Here is an 18,149-nt window from a genome sequence, read left to right as displayed (position 1 = left end):
GCTCGCCGCCCCCGATTTGGAGTGATTTCGGCCCTCAGCCCTTGTCCATCAAGCGCCAGCAGCTATTCAATACATAGCAATCTTCACTCTGCTGCGCGCCGCAGCGTCTCCACCACCGGCCGCCGCAGCACCTCGCGCAGGCCCCACCAGCCGGCGATCAGCGCCAGCACGGCGCCCACAACGCTGCCCGCCAGCGGCACCCAGGGCGACGCCGTCCAGCTGAACTCGAAGGCATAGCGCGCCATCGCCCAGCCCACGCCGATGGCCACCACGCTGGCCAGAAAACCGGCCAGCAGGCCCACGCCGGCCAGCTCGGCGCGCTGCACGCTGCCCAGCAGGCGGCTGCCGGCGCCCATGGCGCGCATGATGGCGAACTCGCGCGCGCGCTCTTCGCGCGTGGCGCTGACGGCCGCAAACAGCACGATCAGCCCCGCCACCAGCGTGAAGCCGAACAGGAATTCGACCGCGCGGATCACCTGGTCCAGCACGCGCTGCACCTGCGCGATGGTGCTGCTCATGTCGACGTTGGTGATGTTCGGAAACTGCCGCACCAGGGCGTTGTCAAAGCCCGGTTGGTCGGGGGCGCGGTAGGCGGCAATGTAGGTGATCGGCATCTCAGGCATCTCGGCCAGCGGGAACATGACGAAGAAGTTGACGTGCATCGAGGCCCAGTCGACCTTGCGCAGCGAGGTGACCCGGCCCTCCGTGGGCGTGCCGGCGATGTCGAAGGTCATCGTGTCGCCCAGCTTCAGGCCCAGCGTCTCGGCCAGGCCGGTCTCGACGCTGATGGCGCCCGCCTCGCCCGCGCGCCACTGGCCGGCGGCGATCTCGTTGTGCGGCGGCTTATCGGCCGCGTGCGACAGGTTGAACTCACGATCCACCAGCCGCTGCGCGCGCTCCTCGGTGAAGTCGTCCGGGTTGATGGGTTGGCCGTTGATGGCCACCAGGCGGCCGCGGAACATCGGGTACCAGTCCATCTTGGCCACTCCCGCATCCTTGAGCGTGGCACGGAAGGCCTCGCCCTGGTCGGGCATCACGTTGATGACGAAGCGGTTGGGCGCATCGGCCGGCGTGGCGGCGCGCCAGCTGGCGATCAGGTCGGTGCGCAGCAGCACCAGCAGCACCAGCGCCAGCAGGCCCACGGCCAGGCTGCTGACCTGCACCACGGCGTAAGCGGGCCGCGCCGAGATCTGCCGCGTGGCCAGCACCAGCCAGCGCGGCGCCGTCTGTTCGTTGACCACGGCCCGCAGCAGCCGCACCGCGCCCCACGACAGCAGCGCAAACACGGCCACGGCACCGGCAAAGCCGCCGACGGCGATCAGCCCCAGCGTGACATCGGCGCTGACGGCCACCAGCAGCGCCGCGAAGCCCGCCACGCCCAGCGCCAGCACCGCCAGCGAGGCCGGCCGCAGCGCGCCCACGTCGCGCCGGATCACGCGCAGCGGCGGCACCTGCGCCAGCTGCAGCACGGGCGGCAGGCCGAAGGCGATGAGCAGCGTCAGGCCGATGCCCAGCCCGAACAGCACCGGCCAGGCGCTGGGCGCCGGCAGCGCGGTTTCGACCAGCCCCGCCAGCAGCGCCACGAACACGTGGTGCACGGCAAACCCGATCAGCACGCCCGCCACGCTGGCGGCCAGGCCGACCAGCACGAATTCGACCGCATACGCGCCCGCAATGGCGCGCTGCGGCAGGCCCAGCACGCGCAGCATGGCGCAGTCGTCGAGCCGGCGCGACGCGAAGCCGCGCGCGGCCAGCGCCACCGCCACGGCGGCCAGCAGCGCCGCCAGCAGCGCGACGAGGTTGAGGAACTTCTCGGCCCGGTCCAGCGTGCGCATCATCTCGGGCCGGCCGCTGTCGAGCGACTCGAGCCGCACGCCGTGCACCTCGGGGTTCTTCAACTCGGCCTCGGCCCAGGTGATGAACTGACGCACGGCTGGCTCATCGCCGGCCACGGCGAGGCGGTAGGTGATGCGGCTGGCCGGCTGCACCAGCCCGGTGGCCGGCAGGTCGGCGGCGTGCAGCATCACGCGCGGCGCGAAGGTCATGAAGCCGGAGCCGCGGTCGGGCTCCTGCGCGATCAACTGCGCGATGCGGAAGCTGCCGTCGCCCAGCAGCAGCGTGTCGCCCAGCGCCAAGCCCAGCGCCTCCAGCAGCGCCGCATCGACCCAGGCGGTGCCGCGCGCCGGGATGTCTGGCGTGGGCTCGCCGGTGCGGTCCGTGGGGCTGCGCGCGAGGCGCATCTGGCCCCGCAGCGGGTAGCCGGCATCGACCGCCTTCAGCGCCACCAGCCGCGTGGCGCCGCCCTGCGCGTCGGGCGCGCGGCCCATGGTGGGAAAGGTCAGGTTCAGCGCATGCCGCAGGCCGAGCTGCTCGGCGCGCTGCGTCCAGGCGGCGGCGGGCGGGTTGTCGCTGACCACCACGGCGTCGCCGCCCAGCAGCTGGCGTGCGTCGCGCTGCAGGCCGCCCTGCAGCCGGTCGGAGAAAAAGCCCACGCTGGTCAGCGCCGCCACGGCCAGGGTCACGGCCACCATCAGCAGCCGCAGTTCGCCCGCGCGCAGGTCGCGCCACAGCGTGCGCCAGCCGAGGGACCAGAAGGAGGTGTTCATGGGGCAACCTTAGCGCATGCGGGCGCGGGGCGTGACGGGGGCGAAGACTTCTTTTTGATAGCTGCCTGCGCCCGTCCATCAATGATTTCAGAACGAAATCATTTGAAAACAAGCATTGGCGAGCGCAACCAACTATCAATTTTGAGACGATGGCGCCGCCAGCTCCGGCTGCCATTGCAGCCGCTCGGGCGCGCTGTAGCAGATGAAGCGCTTGTTCATCGCCCGCCCGATGGCGCACAGCCCCAGGCGCTTGGCCACGTGCAGCCCCATTTGCGTGATGCCGCTGCGCGAGACGACGATGGGCACGCCCATCTGCGCCGACTTGATGACCATCTCGCTGGTCAGGCGGCCGGTGGTGTAGAACACCTTGTCGCTGCCGCGCTGCGTGGCGGCGCCTTGCAGCCACATCCAGCCGGCGATGGTGTCGATGGCGTTGTGGCGGCCCACGTCCTCGACGAAGATCAGCATGCGCTCGCCCGCGAACAGCGCGCAGCCGTGCACCGAGCCGGCGGACTTGTACGTGCTCTCCTGCAGGCGGATGGCGTTGAGCAGGCCGTAGAGCTGCGCCTGCGTCAGCGTGGCGTCGCCCAGGTGGATGCTGTCCAGGTCGGCCATCAGGTCGCCGAACACGCTGCCCTGCCCGCAGCCGGTGGTGACCACGCGCTGCGCCGTGCGCTCCTCGATGCGATCGATGCCGTGGCGCGTCTTCACGGAGGCAGCGCCGACTTCCCAATCCACCGTGATCGACTCGACCTCGGCCAGCGCGCCGATCAGGCGCTGGTTGCGCAGGTAGCCCAGCACCAGCCATTCGGGGTGCGCGCCCAGCGTCATCAGCGTGACCAGTTCGCGCTTGTCGACGTACACCGTCAGCGCGCGCTCGGCCGGAATCGACACCTCGGCGGCCTGACCATGCTCGTCGATGGCCAGAACGCGCTCGGTCAGCGGGGCGCTGGCCTGGGTCAGGTGCGGCTGGGGGAATTCCGGTCGATCAGGGTTCATCGTTCAGAAGCGAAACAGGCCACGCCGGGCAGCCCGGGTGGCCTGGGTCAGTGTAGCGAGTGCGCGGAGCCGCGCGACCAATCAGGGCTTGGCAGCCGACGCGGCGCTGGCGGGCGCGGTGGCAGGTGCCGCCTGGGTCTTCACCTCGGCCTGGGTCTGCGGCGTGGTCACCGGCGGCGTGGCGGCGGTGGCGGCGGGCGAATGCGCGCCCGCCTGCTCGATCGGCTTGGCCTGCGGCGGCGTGTAGACGAACGGGCCCGGATCGGTGCACGCGGGCGTGCCCACCACCTCGCCCGGCGCCGGGCGCCCCGCGGGCACGCTGGCGCGGTAGCGCGCGGCGACGCGGTCCTGCGCCTGGCACAGCTTGTAGGCATCGACCTTGCCCTGCCACGCGGTGCGCGCAGCGGCCTCGTCGGCCTTGGCCTTGGCCTCGGCGCTGAGCGGTGGCAGCTTGGCGCTGGCTGCGCCGCACAGTGCCAGCGCGGCGATCATCAACAGGTGTTTCTTCATGGTGCCGATCTCTTTCACACGGAGGCGGTCTGCACGGGCGGCTGGGCCGATGCACCCTGCCCCGAACGCTGCGCCGGAATCTTGCCGGCCACGATGTCGTCGTACCACAGCTCGTGGTGTTCCTTGGCCCATTCCTCGTCGACCCAGCCGGTGCGCATGGCCTTGTAGGCACCGCGCACGCCCAGCGTGCCCATGTAGATGTGGCCGAACACCATCGACATCATGATGACGGTGGCCACCAGGTGGATCATGTGGGCAATCTGCATCTCGCCGCGGGTAATGCCCAGGCCGGGGATGAGCTTGTCCAGCACCAGGCCCGAAACGACGGCGAGCAGGCCGGGGAAGAACATGCCCCACCAGTACATGCCTTTCTCAGCCGGGTTGAAGCGGTGCGAAGGCACCTGCTTGCCGCCGAACATGCCGCCGGCGTTCTTCAGCCACAGCAGATCCCAGATGCTGGCGATGTTGTCCTTCAGGAAGGTGATGAGCACGATCACCAGCGACACGGCGAACAGCGGGCCGGCGAAGTTGTGGATGTTCTTGAGCAGGTAGCTCAGCCAGCCGAACAGGTGCAGGCCCAGCACCGGCTGCAGGAAGAACTTGCCGAAGGCCATGACGATGCCGGACACCGCCAGCAGCACGAAGGCGATGGCGTTGAGCCAGTGGGCCGAGCGCTCGAACGGCGTGAAGCGTTCGATCACCGGCGGGCCGTCGTTGCGGGCCTGCCCCAGGCTGCCCTTGGCGAAGTACAGGATCGCCAGCGCGACCAGCGCGATCAGCACCAGCGAGCCGCCGTACGGGATCAGCCAGTTGTTGCGCACCTGGCGCCAGGCTTCGCCCGCCGTGGTGAAGCGCGAACCGGGGTACTGCACCATGGGCTGGATCAGGTTGCCGGCTTCGGGCGCCTGCGACACCGGCAGGCTGCTGTAGCCGGTGACGCCGCTGCCCACCGCGCGCCACATGGGTGCGTTGTTGCCGGGCTGGACGCGGTTGCGCTCGGCATTGGTCTGCTGGCCGTAGTCGGGGTCGGACGCGGCGCCGGGCGCGATCTCGAAGATGTTGGCACTTCGGATGCCGCCCATGGCCGGTGCCGCGGTGGTGGCCGCGGGGCTTGGGCTGAAGCTGGGCTGTGCCGCCGGAGCGGAGGCCGAAGCCGCCGTCACGGCTGCAGATGCCGCGGCCTCTGCAGCGGCGGCGGCCTCGGGCGCCGACTGCGCCCAGGCGCCGCCGATCAGGCCCAGGGCCAGCGCACCGGCTCGAAGAAACGGGATGAGTCGCATGGTCGACCCCCTTACCTGGACGACGCGCGGTTGTATTCGTTCTGGCCGTACTGCCCGCGCGCGCAACTGCTGCTGCCAGCTGTTGGCGTCACCCGCCGTCCAGCCCGGTTGGGTGAACGACGCCACGCCCGTGCCCTTGAAGGCGGCGCTGTCGGCCTTGGCACCGGTCTGCTCCTGCGGCTTCTCGCCGCAGGCGGCCAGCGCGACCATGGCCACGGCGGCCAGAGTCCAGGTCAGGCTTTTCATGATTTCGCTCCTTCGGGCTTGGCGCCCTTCTGGTTGCCGTAGGCCGTGCCCCAGCCCCACACCTCGGCGCCCTTGCCGCGGCTGAGCACGCGGGTGCGGAAGATGTCGGCCACCATGTCGCCGTCGCCGGCCAGCAAGGCCTTGGTCGAGCACATCTCGGCGCAGGCGGGCAGCTTGCCCTCGGCCAGGCGGTTGCGGCCGTATTTCTCGAACTCGGCCTGGCTGCCGTTCTTCTCGGGGCCGCCGGCGCAGAAGGTGCACTTGTCCATCTTGCCGCGCACGCCGAAGGTGCCCTTGCTGGGGAACTGCGGCGCGCCGAACGGGCAGGCGTAGCTGCAGTAGCCGCAGCCGATGCACACGTCCTTGTCGTGCAGCACCACGCCCTCGTCGGTGCGGTAGAAGCAGTTGACCGGGCAGACCGCCATGCAGGGCGCGTCGGAGCAATGCATGCAGGCGACCGAGATCGACTTCTCGCCCGGCACGCCGTCGTTGAGGGTGACCACGCGGCGGCGGTTCACACCCCAGGGCACCTCGTGCTCGTTCTTGCACGCCGTCACGCAGCTGTTGCACTCGATGCAACGCTCCGCGTCGCAAATGAATTTCATCCGTGCCATCGCTGCCTCCTTATGCGCGTTCCACGTTGCAGATCGTGGTCTTGGTTTCTTGCATCATGGTCACGACGTCGTAGCCATACGTTGTCGCGGTGTTCACGGCCTCGCCACGCACCAGAGGCGCTGCCCCTTGGGGTAATACGCCAGCATGTCGGCGCCCTGCCAGCGGCCTGAGAAGCTGTATGGCATCCAGCAGGTGTCGGGCGCTACGCGCTCGGTCACCAGGGCCTGCACATTCAGGCGCGCGCCCGTGGGGGTGCTGAGCCACACGCGGCTGCCGTTGCGAATGCCACGGTCGGCAGCGGTCTTGGGGTTGATTTCCACGAACGCTTCCTGCTGCAACTCGGCCAGCCAGGGGTTGGAGCGGGTTTCCTCGCCACCACCTTCGTACTCGACCAGGCGGCCCGAGGTGAGGATGAGCGGAAACTTCTTGTCCAGCCCGTCGGCGATGTTCTTGTCCTGCACGCTCTTGTAGAGGGTGGGCAGGCGCCAGAACGCGCGCTTGTCGTCGTGCGTCGGGTACTTGGCCATCAGGTCGGGCCGGGTGCCGTACAGCGGCTCGCGGTGCTGCGGGATCGGGTCGGGGAAGTTCCACACCACCGCACGCGCCTTGGCGTTGCCGAAGGGGTGGCAGCCGTGGTTCTTCATCACCACGCGGATGATGGCGCCCGTGGGGTCGGTCTTCCAGTTCTTGCCCTCGGCCTTGGCCTGCTCGTCGGGCGTGAGTTCGCCCCACCAGCCGAGCTTCTTCAGCAGCACATGGTCGAACTCGGGATAGCCGGTGGTGATGTCGGCGCCCAGCGAGTGCGAGCCGTCCTCGGCCAGCAGGCTGACGCCGTCGCGCTCCACGCCGAAGTTGGCGCGGAAGTTGCCGCCGCCGTCCATCACGTGCTTGCTGGTGTCGTACAGGTTGGGCGAGCCGGGGTGCCGCATCTCGGGCGTGCCCCAGCACGGCCACGGCAGGCCGAAGTAGTCGCCGGTCAGGTCCACGCCAGAGACCTCGTCCTTGGCGCTGCCCTTGAACTTGAGCGTCTTGACGTCGAACGAGCCCATGTGCTTCATGTGGGCCTTCAGGCGCTCGGGGCTCTGGCCGGTGTAGCCGATGGTCCACACGCACTTGTTGATCTCGCGCAGGATGTCCTCGGGCACGGGCTCGTCCAGGCCCTTGACCTTCTGCATCGCGTAGTTCTTGCACAGCTCCTTGTCGAAGCCTAACTTCTGCGCCAGCTGGTACATGATCATGTGGTCGCTGCGGCTTTCCCACAGCGGCTCGATGACCTTCTCGCGCCACTGCAGCGAGCGGTTGGATGCGGTGGCGGAGCCGCTGGTCTCGAACTGCGTGCAGGCCGGCAGCAGGTAGACGGCGCGGTTGGGGTTGAGGTCGCCCGGCGCGCTGGTCATGGCCGCCATGGCGGCGGTGGCCGACGGGTAGGGGTCGATCACCACCAGCAGATCCAGCTTGTCCATGGCCTTCTTCATTTCCAGGCCACGGGTCTGCGAGTTGGGCGCATGGCCCCAGAACAGCACGCCGCGGATGTTGCTTTCCTGGTCGATCAGTTCGTTCTTCTCCAGGATGCCGTCGATCCAGCGGCTGACGGTGATGCCGCTCTTGGTCAGCATCGCCGGGCTGGCGTACTGTTTCTTGATCCACTCGAAGTCGACGCCCCAGGTGGCGGCGAAGTGCTTCCACGAGCCTTCGGCCAGGCCGTAGTAGCCGGGCAGCGAATCGGGGTTGGGGCCGACGTCGGTGGCGCCCTGCACGTTGTCGTGGCCGCGGAAGATGTTGGCGCCGCCGCCCGACACGCCCACGTTGCCCAGCGCCAGCTGAAGGATGCACGAGGCGCGCACCATGGCGTTGCCGATGGTGTGCTGCGTCTGGCCCATGCACCAGACGATGGTGCCGGGCTTGCTCTCGTGCAGCATGGTGGCCACCTTGATCATCTGCGCCTCGGGCACGCCGCAGGCCTCCTCGACCTTGTCGGGCGTCCACTTGGCCAGCACGTCCTCGCGCACCTTGTCCATGCCGAACACGCGATCATGGATGTACTGCTTGTCTTCCCAGCCGTTCTTGAAGATGTGGTACAGCAGGCCGAACAGGAACGGGATGTCGGAGCCCGAGCGGATGCGCACGTACTCGTCGGCCTTGGCGGCCGTGCGGGTGAAGCGCGGGTCGACCACGATCATCTTGCAGCCGGTTTCCTTGCTGTGCAGCATGTGCAGCATCGACACCGGGTGGGCCTCGGCGGCGTTGGAGCCGATGTACAGCGCGACCTTGCTGTTCTGCATGTCGTTGTAGCTGTTGGTCATGGCGCCGTAGCCCCAGGTGTTGGCCACGCCGGCCACCGTGGTGCTGTGGCAGATGCGCGCCTGGTGGTCGCAGTTGTTGCTGCCCCAGAAGCTCATCCATTTGCGCAGCAGGTAGGCCTGTTCGTTGCTGTGCTTCGACGAGCCGATGACGTAGAGGCTGTCGGGCCCGCTCTGCTTGCGCAGATCCAGCATGCGGGCGCTGATCTCGTTCAGCGCCTCGTCCCAGCTGATGCGCTGGTACTTGCCGTTCACCAGCTTCATCGGGTAGCGCAGGCGGTATTCGCCATGGCCGTGCTCGCGCAGCGCGGCGCCCTTGGCGCAGTGCGCGCCCAGGTTGATGGGCGAATCGAACACCGGCTCCTGCCGCACCCAGACGCCGTTCTCCACCACCGCATCCGACGCGCAACCGACCGAGCAGTGCGTGCACACCGTGCGCTTGACCTCGACGGTGCCGCTGCCGTCGATGCTCTTGGCGGCGCCGGCCGCGTCGGCCTTTTTCACCAGCGTCAGCTGCGTGGCCGCCAGTCCGGCGCCGACGCCGAGGCCGGAGCGGCGCAGGAAGGCGCGGCGGTCCATCGTCGGCACGGCCTGCGACAGGCCATGGCGCAAGCGGTGCACGAAGGACGAGGAGACAGGAGCGCCTGCAGCGGCGCCGGATTTCTTGGTCAGCAACATGGGGAACCCTCACGCGGTCGGGGGTGGAATCGGGTGGGACGCCGGCGCTCAGAGGCGCGTGGTCTTGTAGTACTGCTTGACGTGCTCGCTCAGCACGTAGCCGCCGCCGCGCTCGGGCGGCTGGCGCGGCGTCTCGGCCACGGCGGCCTGCGGCTGGCGCACGGCGGGCAGCACGGCGGCCACCGCTGCCACTGCACCGGCGGTACCGGCGCCGGCAAACAGCACGCGGCGCGAGAGCTTGTGATCGGTGTTGGAACGGGACATGGCGATGATCCTCGTGGTGGACTGCGCAGGCGTACCTATGCAATCTGATACATGGGTTGGTACGGCGAATGATATACGAGCCCCCGACGGCGGGTCGGTGTAAACCCGAGCGCGAACAACGTCTATAGGTTTGACAGCGCTTTTCAATTGATAGCAACTCGCGCCGGCCACAGCTGCGCAAACAACCCAAATGATTCAACGGTACCGCAAAGCGTCGTTGGACAGTACCTTTCAGGCCGTCAGATCGAAGCCCTGCGCCTCGACGCTGATGAACGCACGGGTGAACTGGGCGACCGCGCGGTAGAAGCGCGCCGCCGGGTGCGCCGCCAGGTCGTCGCACAGGCGATCCGCCCAGGGTTGCAGGTGCGTGGCAAAGAAGCGCTGCTGCTGCGTCAGGTTGGCCACGGCCACGTCGTCGCCGGCAATCAGGTAGCGCATCACCTCGCACAGGTAGGCGATGTGGTCTTCCGTCTCGGCCAGGGCCTCGTCGCGCGTCAACCCCAGTTGCGCCAGGTCGGTGCGCAGCTGGGCCAGCGGCTTGTCGTTCAGAAAACCGCTGAGGTAGTGCGAGCCGAACAGCAGCACCTCGGGCTTGCCGACGCCGCCGAACAGCGCGTCGTACTCATCGGCGATCTGCGCATCGGTCTGCGCGCGCGCCGCCCCACCACCTGGCGCCAGGGCTCTTCGAGAAAGCCGCCGGCGGTCGGTGCCTCGGTCACGGCCACGCGCAGGTTGGCCAGCAAGTCAGGCGCTGGCGGCGCCTGGTACAGCTGCGCCAGCAGCCCATAAACCTCGGCGCGGGCGATTTCCTCGTCGAGCCCTTCGTCGGACAGATGCAGCTCGCTCATGGCTTCCACCCCTGCAGGTTGCGGCCATCGGCCACGTCGTCGATGCCGACTTCGTTGTCGGCCGAATAGATGTCGATCACGCGGCAGTCGGCGCACATCTTCAGGCGCTCCAGCGCCGCGCCCTGGAACATGGCGTGCCCGGCCAGTCGCCCCAGCATGGCCTCGATGGCCTGCACGGTGCCGAAGGGTCTGCCGCAGCGGATGCAACCGTAGGGCTGGGCCGCGTTCAACACGCGTGGCTGCCGCCGCTCGGGCGCCAGCGACAGGCGCGGCAGCAGCGCCATCGCATCCTCGGGGCAGGTGCTCACGCACAGGCCGCACTGCACGCAGTTCTTCTCGATGAAGCGCAGCTCCGGCCGCTCCTCGTTGTCCTGCAGGGCCGCGGCCGGGCAGGCGTTGACGCAGGACAGGCACAGCGTGCACTTGGCCTGGTCGACCACCACGGCGCCAAGGGGCGATGCGGCAGGCAGCGCGATGGCCTCGGGCCGCTCGGCGGCCTTCAAGGGCGACTGCGCGATCAGGTGATCCAGCGCCAGTTCCAGCGTGCTGCGCTTTTCGGGCACCAAGGCAAAGCGCGCCGGCTCGCGCGGCGTGCGCTGCTGTGTCTGCTTCAGGTTTTGAAGCGCGTGGTCCAGATCCTGCGGCGTCCTGGCGCGCAGCAGCTTCAGGTGCGTGCCGCTGTAGCCCAGGCCGTTCAGCAGCGCCTGGGCCACGTCCATCTGGGCCTGCACGCCGTCCAGATACTGCGGCGCCTCCTCGTCGGTGGTCAGCACCACCACCTGCTGGGCGCCCCAGGCGACGGCGGCGAGCCACACGTCGATCCCCAGGCTGGCCGTGTGCCACAGCGCCAGCGGCAGCACGTTGTGCGGCACGCCGTGCATCAGCTTGAGCTGCGCGGCGCGGCCCAGCTCGTCGATCAGCGCCTGGCCCTTGTCCTGGCTGTGCAGCAACAGCACAGCGCCTTGCCCGCCGGCCGCGGCGTAGGTGGACAGCAGGGTCTTGATGCGCGCGCCCTGCTCCGGCGCCCGCGGGTAGGCGTAGGTGATGGCGCCCGTGGGGCACACGGTGGTGCAGGCGCCGCAGCCCACGCACAGGTTGAAGTTGACCTTTACGCGGTTCTGCGATTTCTCGCTGCTGATCGCCTCGGCCGAGCAGATGTCGATGCAGGCGCTGCAACCCACCTGTTCGTTGCGCGCATGGGCGCAGATGGCGGGCTTGTATTGCACGAAGCGCGGCTTCTCGAACTCGCCCACCAGCTCGCGCAGCTTCAGCAGCGTGCCGGCGTCGCGCCCGTCCCCCTTAGATAACCCTGCGGCGGCGCGTGCTGCAGGAAGGTCGGCGTGGCGTCGGGTGCGCGCAGGTCCAGGATCAGGTCGAAGCGCTCCTGCTGAAGATTCGCCGGCCTGTCAAAATCGATAGCACCCGCCGCAGTACAGGCGGCCACGCAGGCCCGGTGCGACTTGCAGGCCGCCAGGTCGATCTGGTAGTCGAGCCCGATGGCGTTCTCGGGGCACACGGCCACGCAGGCATTGCAGCGCGTGCACAGGTCCAGGTCGATCGGGTTGCTGGCCGACCATTCGACGTCGAACGCGCCCAGCCAGCCTTTCAGCGATTTCAGCTGCCCGCCCAGTACCGGCCAGCGCCGCGCCTGCGCACCGCCGGCGTTGCCGGGGCCGGTGGTGAACAGCGTCACGTCCAGCACGTCCTGCACCAGCGCGGCGGCGCGCTCGGCGTCGTCGAGCGCGCCGATGATGAGCAGGCGGCCGGCGCTCTGGTAGTTCACCGTGGGCACCGGCTCGGGATCGGGCAGTCGCGCGGCCGCCAGCAGCGCGGCGATCTTGGGCGTGGCCTGTTTCGCGTCGCGGCTCCAGCCACCGGTTTCGCGGATGTTGACGAAGCGGATCACCGAAGTGCGCGCACCCTCGGTCTGGTCGGCCAGTTCGGCGAACAGGCGCTGCTCCTGCGTGCAGGCCACCACCAGTGACTCGCCGCCCTGCAGCGCGCGCTGAAACGCCGGCGCCTCGCGGCGGCACAGCGTGGAATGCGGGGTCAGCTCCTCATGCAGCGCCAGGCCGATCCGCTTCGCATCGAGCGGCATCGTCTGGTTGCAATCGCAGATCAGGGTGCGCATCGGCGGGCGCCCCCGTGGGTTCGGCCAGCGGGGCCGACATAGGCAAATCTTTGCATGCGTCGGACTGTGCCACATCGCCCTCGGCCGCATCGGCGCGGGGTTGCTCGGCCGCGCCCTCCGCGGGCACCTGGGCCACGGGCGGTTCGTCGGCCGCGGGCGCATCGCCCGGCACCTCGGGTTCGTCCTCGACCAGGCGCAGAAACTTCGCGCTCGCCATCTGCTTGAGCATGCTGGCGGGCAGCGGATCGGGCTGGGTGTAGTCGTCGATGTAGATGTCCAGCCCGTCCATCACGTTGAAGTGCGGATCGGCAAACAGCTTCTTGAAGGCAGCGTTGCGCACCTCAGGCGTCACGCTGCGCGCCACGAAGGGCTTGAAGTCGGAATCGATGGTGAGCGCCTTCACGTCGTCCAGCGTCGGTGCTGGCGCGGGCTCTTTTGCTTCATTATTGATAGCTGCCTGCGAAGTATCAACGAGCTCTGGAGGCCGATTGGACTCGGAAACCTCCAGGTCATCGACCGCAGGCGCCGGTGCCGGCACAGCCGCCACCGGCGGCACGCTTGGCTCGGCCAGCGGCTGCCCGGTGCGCGCCTGCACCTTGCGGCGCGACCAGCGGCCCAGGAATCCGTCGCTCTGCTCGTCGCTCATCGCTTCACGCCCCGCCCCCGCCGCGCCGCTTCTGCTCGGTCGACACGCGCGCCGGGTTGCCGAAGCGGTCCGTCAGCGGCTGAAAGCTCTGCGGCCGCTGGCGGCGCTTGGGTTCGGGCTGGTAGTGCGCATCGACGAAGGCGCGCAGCCACTCCACCACCTCGGGCGGCGCGGGCACTTGCTCCACCGTCTCCTGCGCGTCCAGCCAGCGGCCGGCGTCGTGGTAGCTCAGGCTGACGGCCTGCGGCTGCGGTATTGGCTCGCCACCTTCCGCGGTCTCGTCCATGCGCCACAGCACGAACCAGCCCGGCGCGGGCGTGGTCACGTTCAGGTAGTAGCCCTCGGCATCGTCCTTGAACAGGCTGACGGTGTGGCCGGGAAAGATCCAGCATTGCCCGCTGTCGTTGTCGTACAGCTGGTGCGGCGCATCGCCGTGCTGCGGCTGCTGCGGCACCACGTCACCCAGCACCCAGCGCCAAGGCTGCCAGCGCGCGGCGGCGCCGTGGTTGGGCACGCGCTGCATCAGGACCGATACACGGATGGTCGGGCGGGCGGCATGAATGGGTGCAGGTTCGACTGCCGAAGAATCAGAAGCGGCGTTCACGGCCCGATTATCCCGAGTACGCCCGTCTTGTGCGGCCGACGGGGCAGCAAGCCCACCAGCACCGGGGCGACTCGCGCATCGGCACTGGCAGCTTGCGGCGCCTGCCCTCACGCACACGCCGCCATCCATTAAGCTGCGAGTGAAATCACTCACGCTGCGCCCATGTCCGTTTTCGAATGGCTCAACAACCAGTTGCTGCGCATGCAGTGGCTGTCCGATCTGGTGCGCTGGGGGTCGAGGCCCTGGGGCTGGACATGAACAGCCGCCTGGGCGGCAGCGTGCATTTCTTCGTCTACGACGTCGTCAAGATCTTCATCCTGCTGTCGGTGCTGATCTTCGGCATCTCGTGGGTGCAGAGCTACTTCCCGCCCGAGCGCACGCGCCGCATCCTGGGCAGCATGAGCGGCGTGAGTGCGCGGCTGGCCGGGGCGCTGCTGGGCACCATCACGCCGTTCTGCTCGTGCTCGTCGATCCCGCTGTTCATCGGCTTCACCAGCGCCGGGCTGCCGCTGGGCACCACGTTTTCGTTCCTCATCTCGTCGCCGCTGGTCGACCTGGCCTCGGTCATCCTGCTGGCCAGCATCTTCAACTGGCCCATCGCCATCGCCTATGTCGTGGTCGGCGTCGTGCTGGCCGTGATCGGCGGCACGGTGATCGACCACGCGCGCATGGAGCGCCACGTGGCCGACTTCGTGCGCCAGGCCCAGATGGCCGAGGTGCCGCAGCAAGCACTGGCCTTGCCCGACCGCCTGCGCTTCGCGCGCGAGCAGGTGCGCGACATCGTGCACCGCGTGTGGCTCTACATCCTCGTCGGCGTCGGCATCGGCGCCGCCATCCACAACTGGATTCCGCAGCCCTTCATCACCGCGCTGCTCGGCAAGGAACACTGGTGGTCGGTGCCGCTGGCCACCGCTGTGGGCGTGCCCATGTATGCCGACATCTTCGGCACCCTGCCGATTGCCGAGGCGCTGATCGGCAAGGGCGTGGGCCTGGGCACCGTGCTGGCCTTCATGATGGCCGTGACGGCGCTGTCGCTGCCCTCGCTCATCATGCTCAAGCAGGTGGTGCGTACGCCGCTGCTGGTGCTGTTCTTCGTGCTGGTGACGAGCGGCATCGTCGTCATCGGCTACCTGTTCAACGCCCTCGCGCACTGGTTCGTGTGAGGGCTGGCTTTCACCCCACCCAAGGAGAGTTCACATGCAGATCAAGATCCTCGGCTCTGGCTGCAAGCACTGCGTGGCGCTGGCCGAAAACGCCCAGGCCGCCGTCGCCCATCTCGGCCGCAGCGACGAAGTCGTCAAGGTCACCGACATGGCCGACATCGCCAAAGCTGGCGTCATGTCCACGCCCGGCCTGGCCTTCGATGATCAGGTGGTGAGCACCGGGCGGGTGTTGACGGCGGAGGAGATTGCGGGGTTGTTGAGAGCACGGAATTAACGCGTGGCGCGCATCGCACTCAAGACTCTCCCGCCATCGGCGGCTTGCGGCCATGGTGGCAAGCGCCCTGTCGACTGAGGCAATGGCCTGGCCAAGCCGCTGCTGCAGAATCGCCGCCCATGCCCCGACTGATCCACCCCGCGCTGCCGCGCTACGACTTTCACACCGATGTGCAGATCTACATCAGCCACGTCAACCAGGGCGGGCACCTCGACAACGCCCAGCTGCTGAGCCTGGTGTCGGAGGCGCGCGTGCGCTTCTTCCAGGCGCTGGGCTACCGCGAGGGCCACATCGAAGGCACGGCCGTGGTGGTGGGCGACCTGATGGCGCAGTACAAATCGGAGGGCTACCACGGCGAGACGCTGCGCATCGAGATGGCGGCCAGCGATTTCAACCGCTACGGCTTCGACCTGCAATTCCGCATGCGCGAGTTGCAGAGCGGGCGCGAAGTGGCGCTGGGCAAGACCGGCATCGTGTTCATCGACCGCCAGACGCGCCGCGTCGCGCCGCTCCCGGCGTCGGTGCGCGAGCGCCTGCAGGCGATGGCGAATGCGGCCATGGCGGCGGGCTGACATCACCGGCGACGTCGCCTTGTCCAGCCGTTGACTTGTTTGGAGTATGCAGTTGAATCGCTTTATAGACGGGCGTTTGCGGTCCACCTATAGGGGAGTATGTAACAGCCAGCCGTGCTGGACAGCGGTGCCAGCGGCCTCGGGCGCGCCCGCAGCACACGCGGCCGCGATTGACTGGGGTCAATGCCGGCCGATGCCGCGGCGCCTATCCTCGTCGGCCATGCACTTCGACCTTCTCATCAGCGGCGCCGGCCCCGCCGGGCTGTGCCTGGCGCAGGCGCTGTCGGGTCACGGCTTGTCCATCGGCATCGTGGAGCAGCAACCGCAGGCAGCCATGGCCGAGCCGGCCTTCGACGGGCGCGAGATCGCGCTGACCCAGCCTTCGGCCGAGACGCTGCGGCGCCTTGGCCTGTGGCAGCGCATCGAAGGCCATCAGCCGGCCGCCCTGGCGCCGCTGCGCGATGCCAAGGTGATGAACGGTCCGTCGCCTTTCGCCATGACCATCGGCCACGGCCTGACGGCGCGCAGCGAACTGGGCTGGCTGGTGTCCAACCACCTGATCCGCCGCGCCGCGTGGGACGCGGTGCAGGACAGCATGGCGCGGCATGGCGACATCACGCTGATCGCCGGCGACGGCGTGGCGCGGGTCAACGTGACCACCGACACGGCGCAGGTCACGCTGGCCAGCGGCGCCACGCACCAGGCGCGGCTGCTGGTGGCGGCCGACAGCCGCTTCTCGCCCACGCGGCGCGCCGTGGGCATCGGCGCGGGCATGCACGACTTTGGCCGCAGCATGGTGGTGAGCCAGTTCACGCACGCGCTGCCGCACCACCACGCGGCTTGGGAATGGTTCGGCCACGGCCAGACGCTGGCACTGCTGCCCATGAACGACGACCCGGCCACCGGCGCGCACCGCGCCTCGGTGGTGCTGACGCTGCCGCACCAGCAGATCGAGCCGCTGCTGGCGCTGGACGAGGCCGCCTTCAGCGCCGAGATCACGCGCCGCTTCGACGGGCGGCTGGGCGCGATGCGCCTGACCAGCACGCGCCACGCCTACCCGCTGGTGGGCGTGTACCCGCACCGGCTGGTGGCGCCGCGCTTTGCCTGCGTGGGCGATGCGGCGGTGGGCATGCACCCGGTGACGGCGCACGGCTTCAACTTCGGGCTGCTGAGCGTGGAAGCGCTGTCGCGCGAGCTGCTGGCCGCCCACGCCGCCGGCCGTGACATCGGCGCGCCCGAGCCACTGGCGCGCTACCAGCGCACACACCGCCTGGCCACGCGGCCGCTGTACGAGGCCACGCGCCTGGTCGCCACGCTGTACACGGCCGATGCGCCGCCCGCGCGCCTGCTGCGCGACGCCGTGCTGCGCGTGGCCGAGCGCGTGACGCCGTTCAAGCGCGCCGTCGCGGCGCAGCTGGCGGGGCGGCCTTGACGCTATTGATTAGATGGCTGCTCGCGCTTGTCCGGCGGCGACTCGGGGCGGATAACGTTCTGATTTCTTGTGGGAGCGGGCTTGCCCGCGATGCGGCGTATCTTGTGGTCCAAGCGCTGCCATCGCGGGCAAGCCCGCTCCCACAAAGCAGGTGCCCACTCAATCCGCGACGGCCAGATCGCCCTGCTCGTCCTCGGGCGGCGGCAGCGGCGTGGCGCGCGCCAGCGCCATCCAGACGTGGAATGGCAACCGCTCGACCGTCCGGCGCGGTGCAGGGCGCAACACGGCCAGGCGATCATCCGCCTCCCATTGCATGACGCCGCACTCGGGCGGCACTTCCTCGGGGCTGGCGATGGCACGGCCCTTCGCATCGCGGCCCAGCACGTACCAGCAGGCGCCGCCCATCTGCAGGTAGGCGGCGCGCTTGTCGGGCCGCTTCAGGTCGCCCAGCAGGTCGGCGCGGCTGACCTTGATCTCGTGCACGGTGGGTTGCAGGTAGGCCTCGACGCTGGTGTGGCGCAGCGAGAACACGTCGGGGCAAGCGACGAGCCAGCGGGCCTTCGGGGCACCGGGCACCATGGTCTCGCCAAGGCCTCCATCGTCTTCAGAAACTTCACTATTGATAGCTAATGGCGCTTGCCCAGCAAGCGCTGTAGCCTGATTCGACCCATCAACCGGCGGCAGCGGCACGCGCAGCCCCAGCCCGCGCCACACGATGCGCCCGGCGCGCGCCAGCTCGGTCGCCACGCGCTGCACCAGCGCCTCGTGCGCCGACAGCGCGGCGCGGTTGCTGACGGCCGATGCGGCGATGGCCGCCAGCCCGGCGTCGGTCACGCGCAGCGTCTCGGCGCCCGCGCTGCCCGGCACGCGCTGCAGCAGGCCGGCGGTCAGCAGTTCGGCCTCCAGCACGTCCAGCATCGGCCAGCCGGCCGAGCGGAGCATCTGGCGCAGGCGCTGGGTGTGGCGGCGGGTGAGCTGCAT

Annotated in this window: 13 protein-coding genes and 3 pseudogenes; 4 read left to right on the top strand and 12 right to left on the bottom strand. The window is 69.1% G+C overall.

What is annotated here, in order from left to right; translation table 11 throughout:
- Positions 1–83: 83 nt before the first annotated feature.
- The 11 genes and pseudogenes from H0I39_RS14015 to H0I39_RS13965 form a co-directional block, all read right to left on the bottom strand.
- Positions 84–2,606: an ABC transporter permease gene (locus tag H0I39_RS14015; protein ID WP_180550922.1), complete on the bottom strand. Its 2,523-nt coding sequence runs from the start codon at positions 2,604–2,606 to the stop codon at positions 84–86.
- A gap of 135 nt (positions 2,607–2,741) precedes the next feature.
- Positions 2,742–3,605, bottom strand: coding sequence for a formate dehydrogenase accessory sulfurtransferase FdhD (locus H0I39_RS14010; protein WP_180550921.1), 864 nt, complete (start codon positions 3,603–3,605; stop codon positions 2,742–2,744).
- An 81-nt stretch (positions 3,606–3,686) separates the two neighbouring features.
- Positions 3,687–4,115 carry a hypothetical protein gene (locus H0I39_RS14005; RefSeq protein ID WP_180550920.1) on the bottom strand — a complete coding sequence of 143 codons (429 nt, stop codon included), beginning with the start codon at positions 4,113–4,115 and terminating at the stop codon, positions 3,687–3,689.
- Between the two features lie 14 nt (positions 4,116–4,129).
- Positions 4,130–5,395, bottom strand: a complete 1,266-nt coding sequence (locus tag H0I39_RS14000; protein WP_180551820.1) for a formate dehydrogenase subunit gamma — start codon at positions 5,393–5,395, stop codon at positions 4,130–4,132.
- A 242-nt stretch (positions 5,396–5,637) separates the two neighbouring features.
- Positions 5,638–6,255, bottom strand: coding sequence for a formate dehydrogenase FDH3 subunit beta (fdh3B, locus tag H0I39_RS13995; protein ID WP_180550919.1), 618 nt, complete (start codon positions 6,253–6,255; stop codon positions 5,638–5,640).
- Positions 6,256–6,265: 10 nt separating this feature from the next.
- Positions 6,266–9,234 (bottom strand): annotated as a pseudogene (locus H0I39_RS13990) (formate dehydrogenase subunit alpha).
- 48 nt (positions 9,235–9,282) lie between these two features.
- A complete protein-coding gene (locus H0I39_RS13985) occupies positions 9,283–9,498 on the bottom strand; it encodes a formate dehydrogenase (protein ID WP_180550918.1) in 216 nt (71 codons plus the stop codon).
- 231 nt (positions 9,499–9,729) lie between these two features.
- Positions 9,730–10,346: pseudogene (locus H0I39_RS13980) on the bottom strand (TorD/DmsD family molecular chaperone).
- A pseudogene (locus H0I39_RS13975) lies at positions 10,343–12,444 on the bottom strand (4Fe-4S binding protein). The pseudogenes H0I39_RS13980 and H0I39_RS13975 overlap by 4 nt, the downstream one beginning before the upstream one ends.
- Entirely contained in the window at positions 12,404–13,123 is a 720-nt protein-coding gene (locus H0I39_RS13970; RefSeq protein ID WP_180550917.1) for a DUF3306 domain-containing protein, read from the bottom strand. The pseudogene H0I39_RS13975 and the gene H0I39_RS13970 overlap by 41 nt, the downstream one beginning before the upstream one ends.
- 4 nt (positions 13,124–13,127) lie before the next feature.
- The gene (locus H0I39_RS13965; RefSeq protein WP_180550916.1) at positions 13,128–13,646 is read right to left on the bottom strand and encodes a DUF3305 domain-containing protein; all 519 of its coding nucleotides are present in this window, start codon (positions 13,644–13,646) and stop codon (positions 13,128–13,130) included.
- A gap of 335 nt (positions 13,647–13,981) precedes the next feature.
- Here H0I39_RS13965 and H0I39_RS13960 point away from each other — a divergent pair, with 335 nt between their 5' ends.
- From H0I39_RS13960 to ubiM, 4 genes are all read left to right on the top strand, one after another.
- Positions 13,982–14,890 carry a permease gene (locus H0I39_RS13960; protein WP_257645799.1) on the top strand — a complete coding sequence of 303 codons (909 nt, stop codon included), beginning with the start codon at positions 13,982–13,984 and terminating at the stop codon, positions 14,888–14,890.
- Between the two features lie 34 nt (positions 14,891–14,924).
- Entirely contained in the window at positions 14,925–15,164 is a 240-nt protein-coding gene (locus H0I39_RS13955; protein WP_180550915.1) for a thioredoxin family protein, read from the top strand.
- A gap of 119 nt (positions 15,165–15,283) precedes the next feature.
- On the top strand, positions 15,284–15,736 hold the full coding sequence (locus H0I39_RS13950; protein ID WP_180550914.1) for an acyl-CoA thioesterase: 453 nt from the start codon (positions 15,284–15,286) through the stop codon (positions 15,734–15,736).
- A gap of 220 nt (positions 15,737–15,956) precedes the next feature.
- Positions 15,957–17,168 carry a 5-demethoxyubiquinol-8 5-hydroxylase UbiM gene (gene ubiM / locus H0I39_RS13945; RefSeq protein WP_180550913.1) on the top strand — a complete coding sequence of 404 codons (1,212 nt, stop codon included), beginning with the start codon at positions 15,957–15,959 and terminating at the stop codon, positions 17,166–17,168.
- Between the two features lie 159 nt (positions 17,169–17,327).
- On the opposite strand, the gene H0I39_RS13940 is transcribed toward ubiM, so the two are convergent.
- On the bottom strand, positions 17,328–18,149 hold the full coding sequence (locus tag H0I39_RS13940) for a hypothetical protein (protein WP_180550912.1): 822 nt from the start codon (positions 18,147–18,149) through the stop codon (positions 17,328–17,330).

Origin of the sequence: Ottowia beijingensis (genome assembly GCF_013423955.1) — a bacterium.
Lineage (GTDB): Bacteria > Pseudomonadota > Gammaproteobacteria > Burkholderiales > Burkholderiaceae_C > Ottowia > Ottowia beijingensis.
Note: the sequence above shows the minus strand (reverse complement) of the source record. Positions and strands in the feature narration are given on the sequence as shown.

Coding starts and splice junctions, on each gene's coding strand:
- H0I39_RS14015 (WP_180550922.1), bottom strand. CDS start 2,606: ATGAACACCTCCTTCTGGTCCCTCGGCTGGCGCACGCTGTGGCGCGAC.
- H0I39_RS14010 (WP_180550921.1), bottom strand. CDS start 3,605: ATGAACCCTGATCGACCGGAATTCCCCCAGCCGCACCTGACCCAGGCC.
- H0I39_RS14005 (WP_180550920.1), bottom strand. CDS start 4,115: ATGAAGAAACACCTGTTGATGATCGCCGCGCTGGCACTGTGCGGCGCA.
- H0I39_RS14000 (WP_180551820.1), bottom strand. CDS start 5,395: ATGCGACTCATCCCGTTTCTTCGAGCCGGTGCGCTGGCCCTGGGCCTG.
- fdh3B (WP_180550919.1), bottom strand. CDS start 6,255: ATGGCACGGATGAAATTCATTTGCGACGCGGAGCGTTGCATCGAGTGC.
- H0I39_RS13985 (WP_180550918.1), bottom strand. CDS start 9,498: ATGTCCCGTTCCAACACCGATCACAAGCTCTCGCGCCGCGTGCTGTTT.
- H0I39_RS13970 (WP_180550917.1), bottom strand. CDS start 13,123: ATGAGCGACGAGCAGAGCGACGGATTCCTGGGCCGCTGGTCGCGCCGC.
- H0I39_RS13965 (WP_180550916.1), bottom strand. CDS start 13,646: ATGCAGCGCGTGCCCAACCACGGCGCCGCCGCGCGCTGGCAGCCTTGG.
- H0I39_RS13960 (WP_257645799.1), top strand. CDS start 13,982: ATGAACAGCCGCCTGGGCGGCAGCGTGCATTTCTTCGTCTACGACGTC.
- H0I39_RS13955 (WP_180550915.1), top strand. CDS start 14,925: ATGCAGATCAAGATCCTCGGCTCTGGCTGCAAGCACTGCGTGGCGCTG.
- H0I39_RS13950 (WP_180550914.1), top strand. CDS start 15,284: ATGCCCCGACTGATCCACCCCGCGCTGCCGCGCTACGACTTTCACACC.
- ubiM (WP_180550913.1), top strand. CDS start 15,957: ATGCACTTCGACCTTCTCATCAGCGGCGCCGGCCCCGCCGGGCTGTGC.
- H0I39_RS13940 (WP_180550912.1), bottom strand. CDS start 18,149: ATGCAGCTCACCCGCCGCCACACCCAGCGCCTGCGCCAGATGCTCCGC.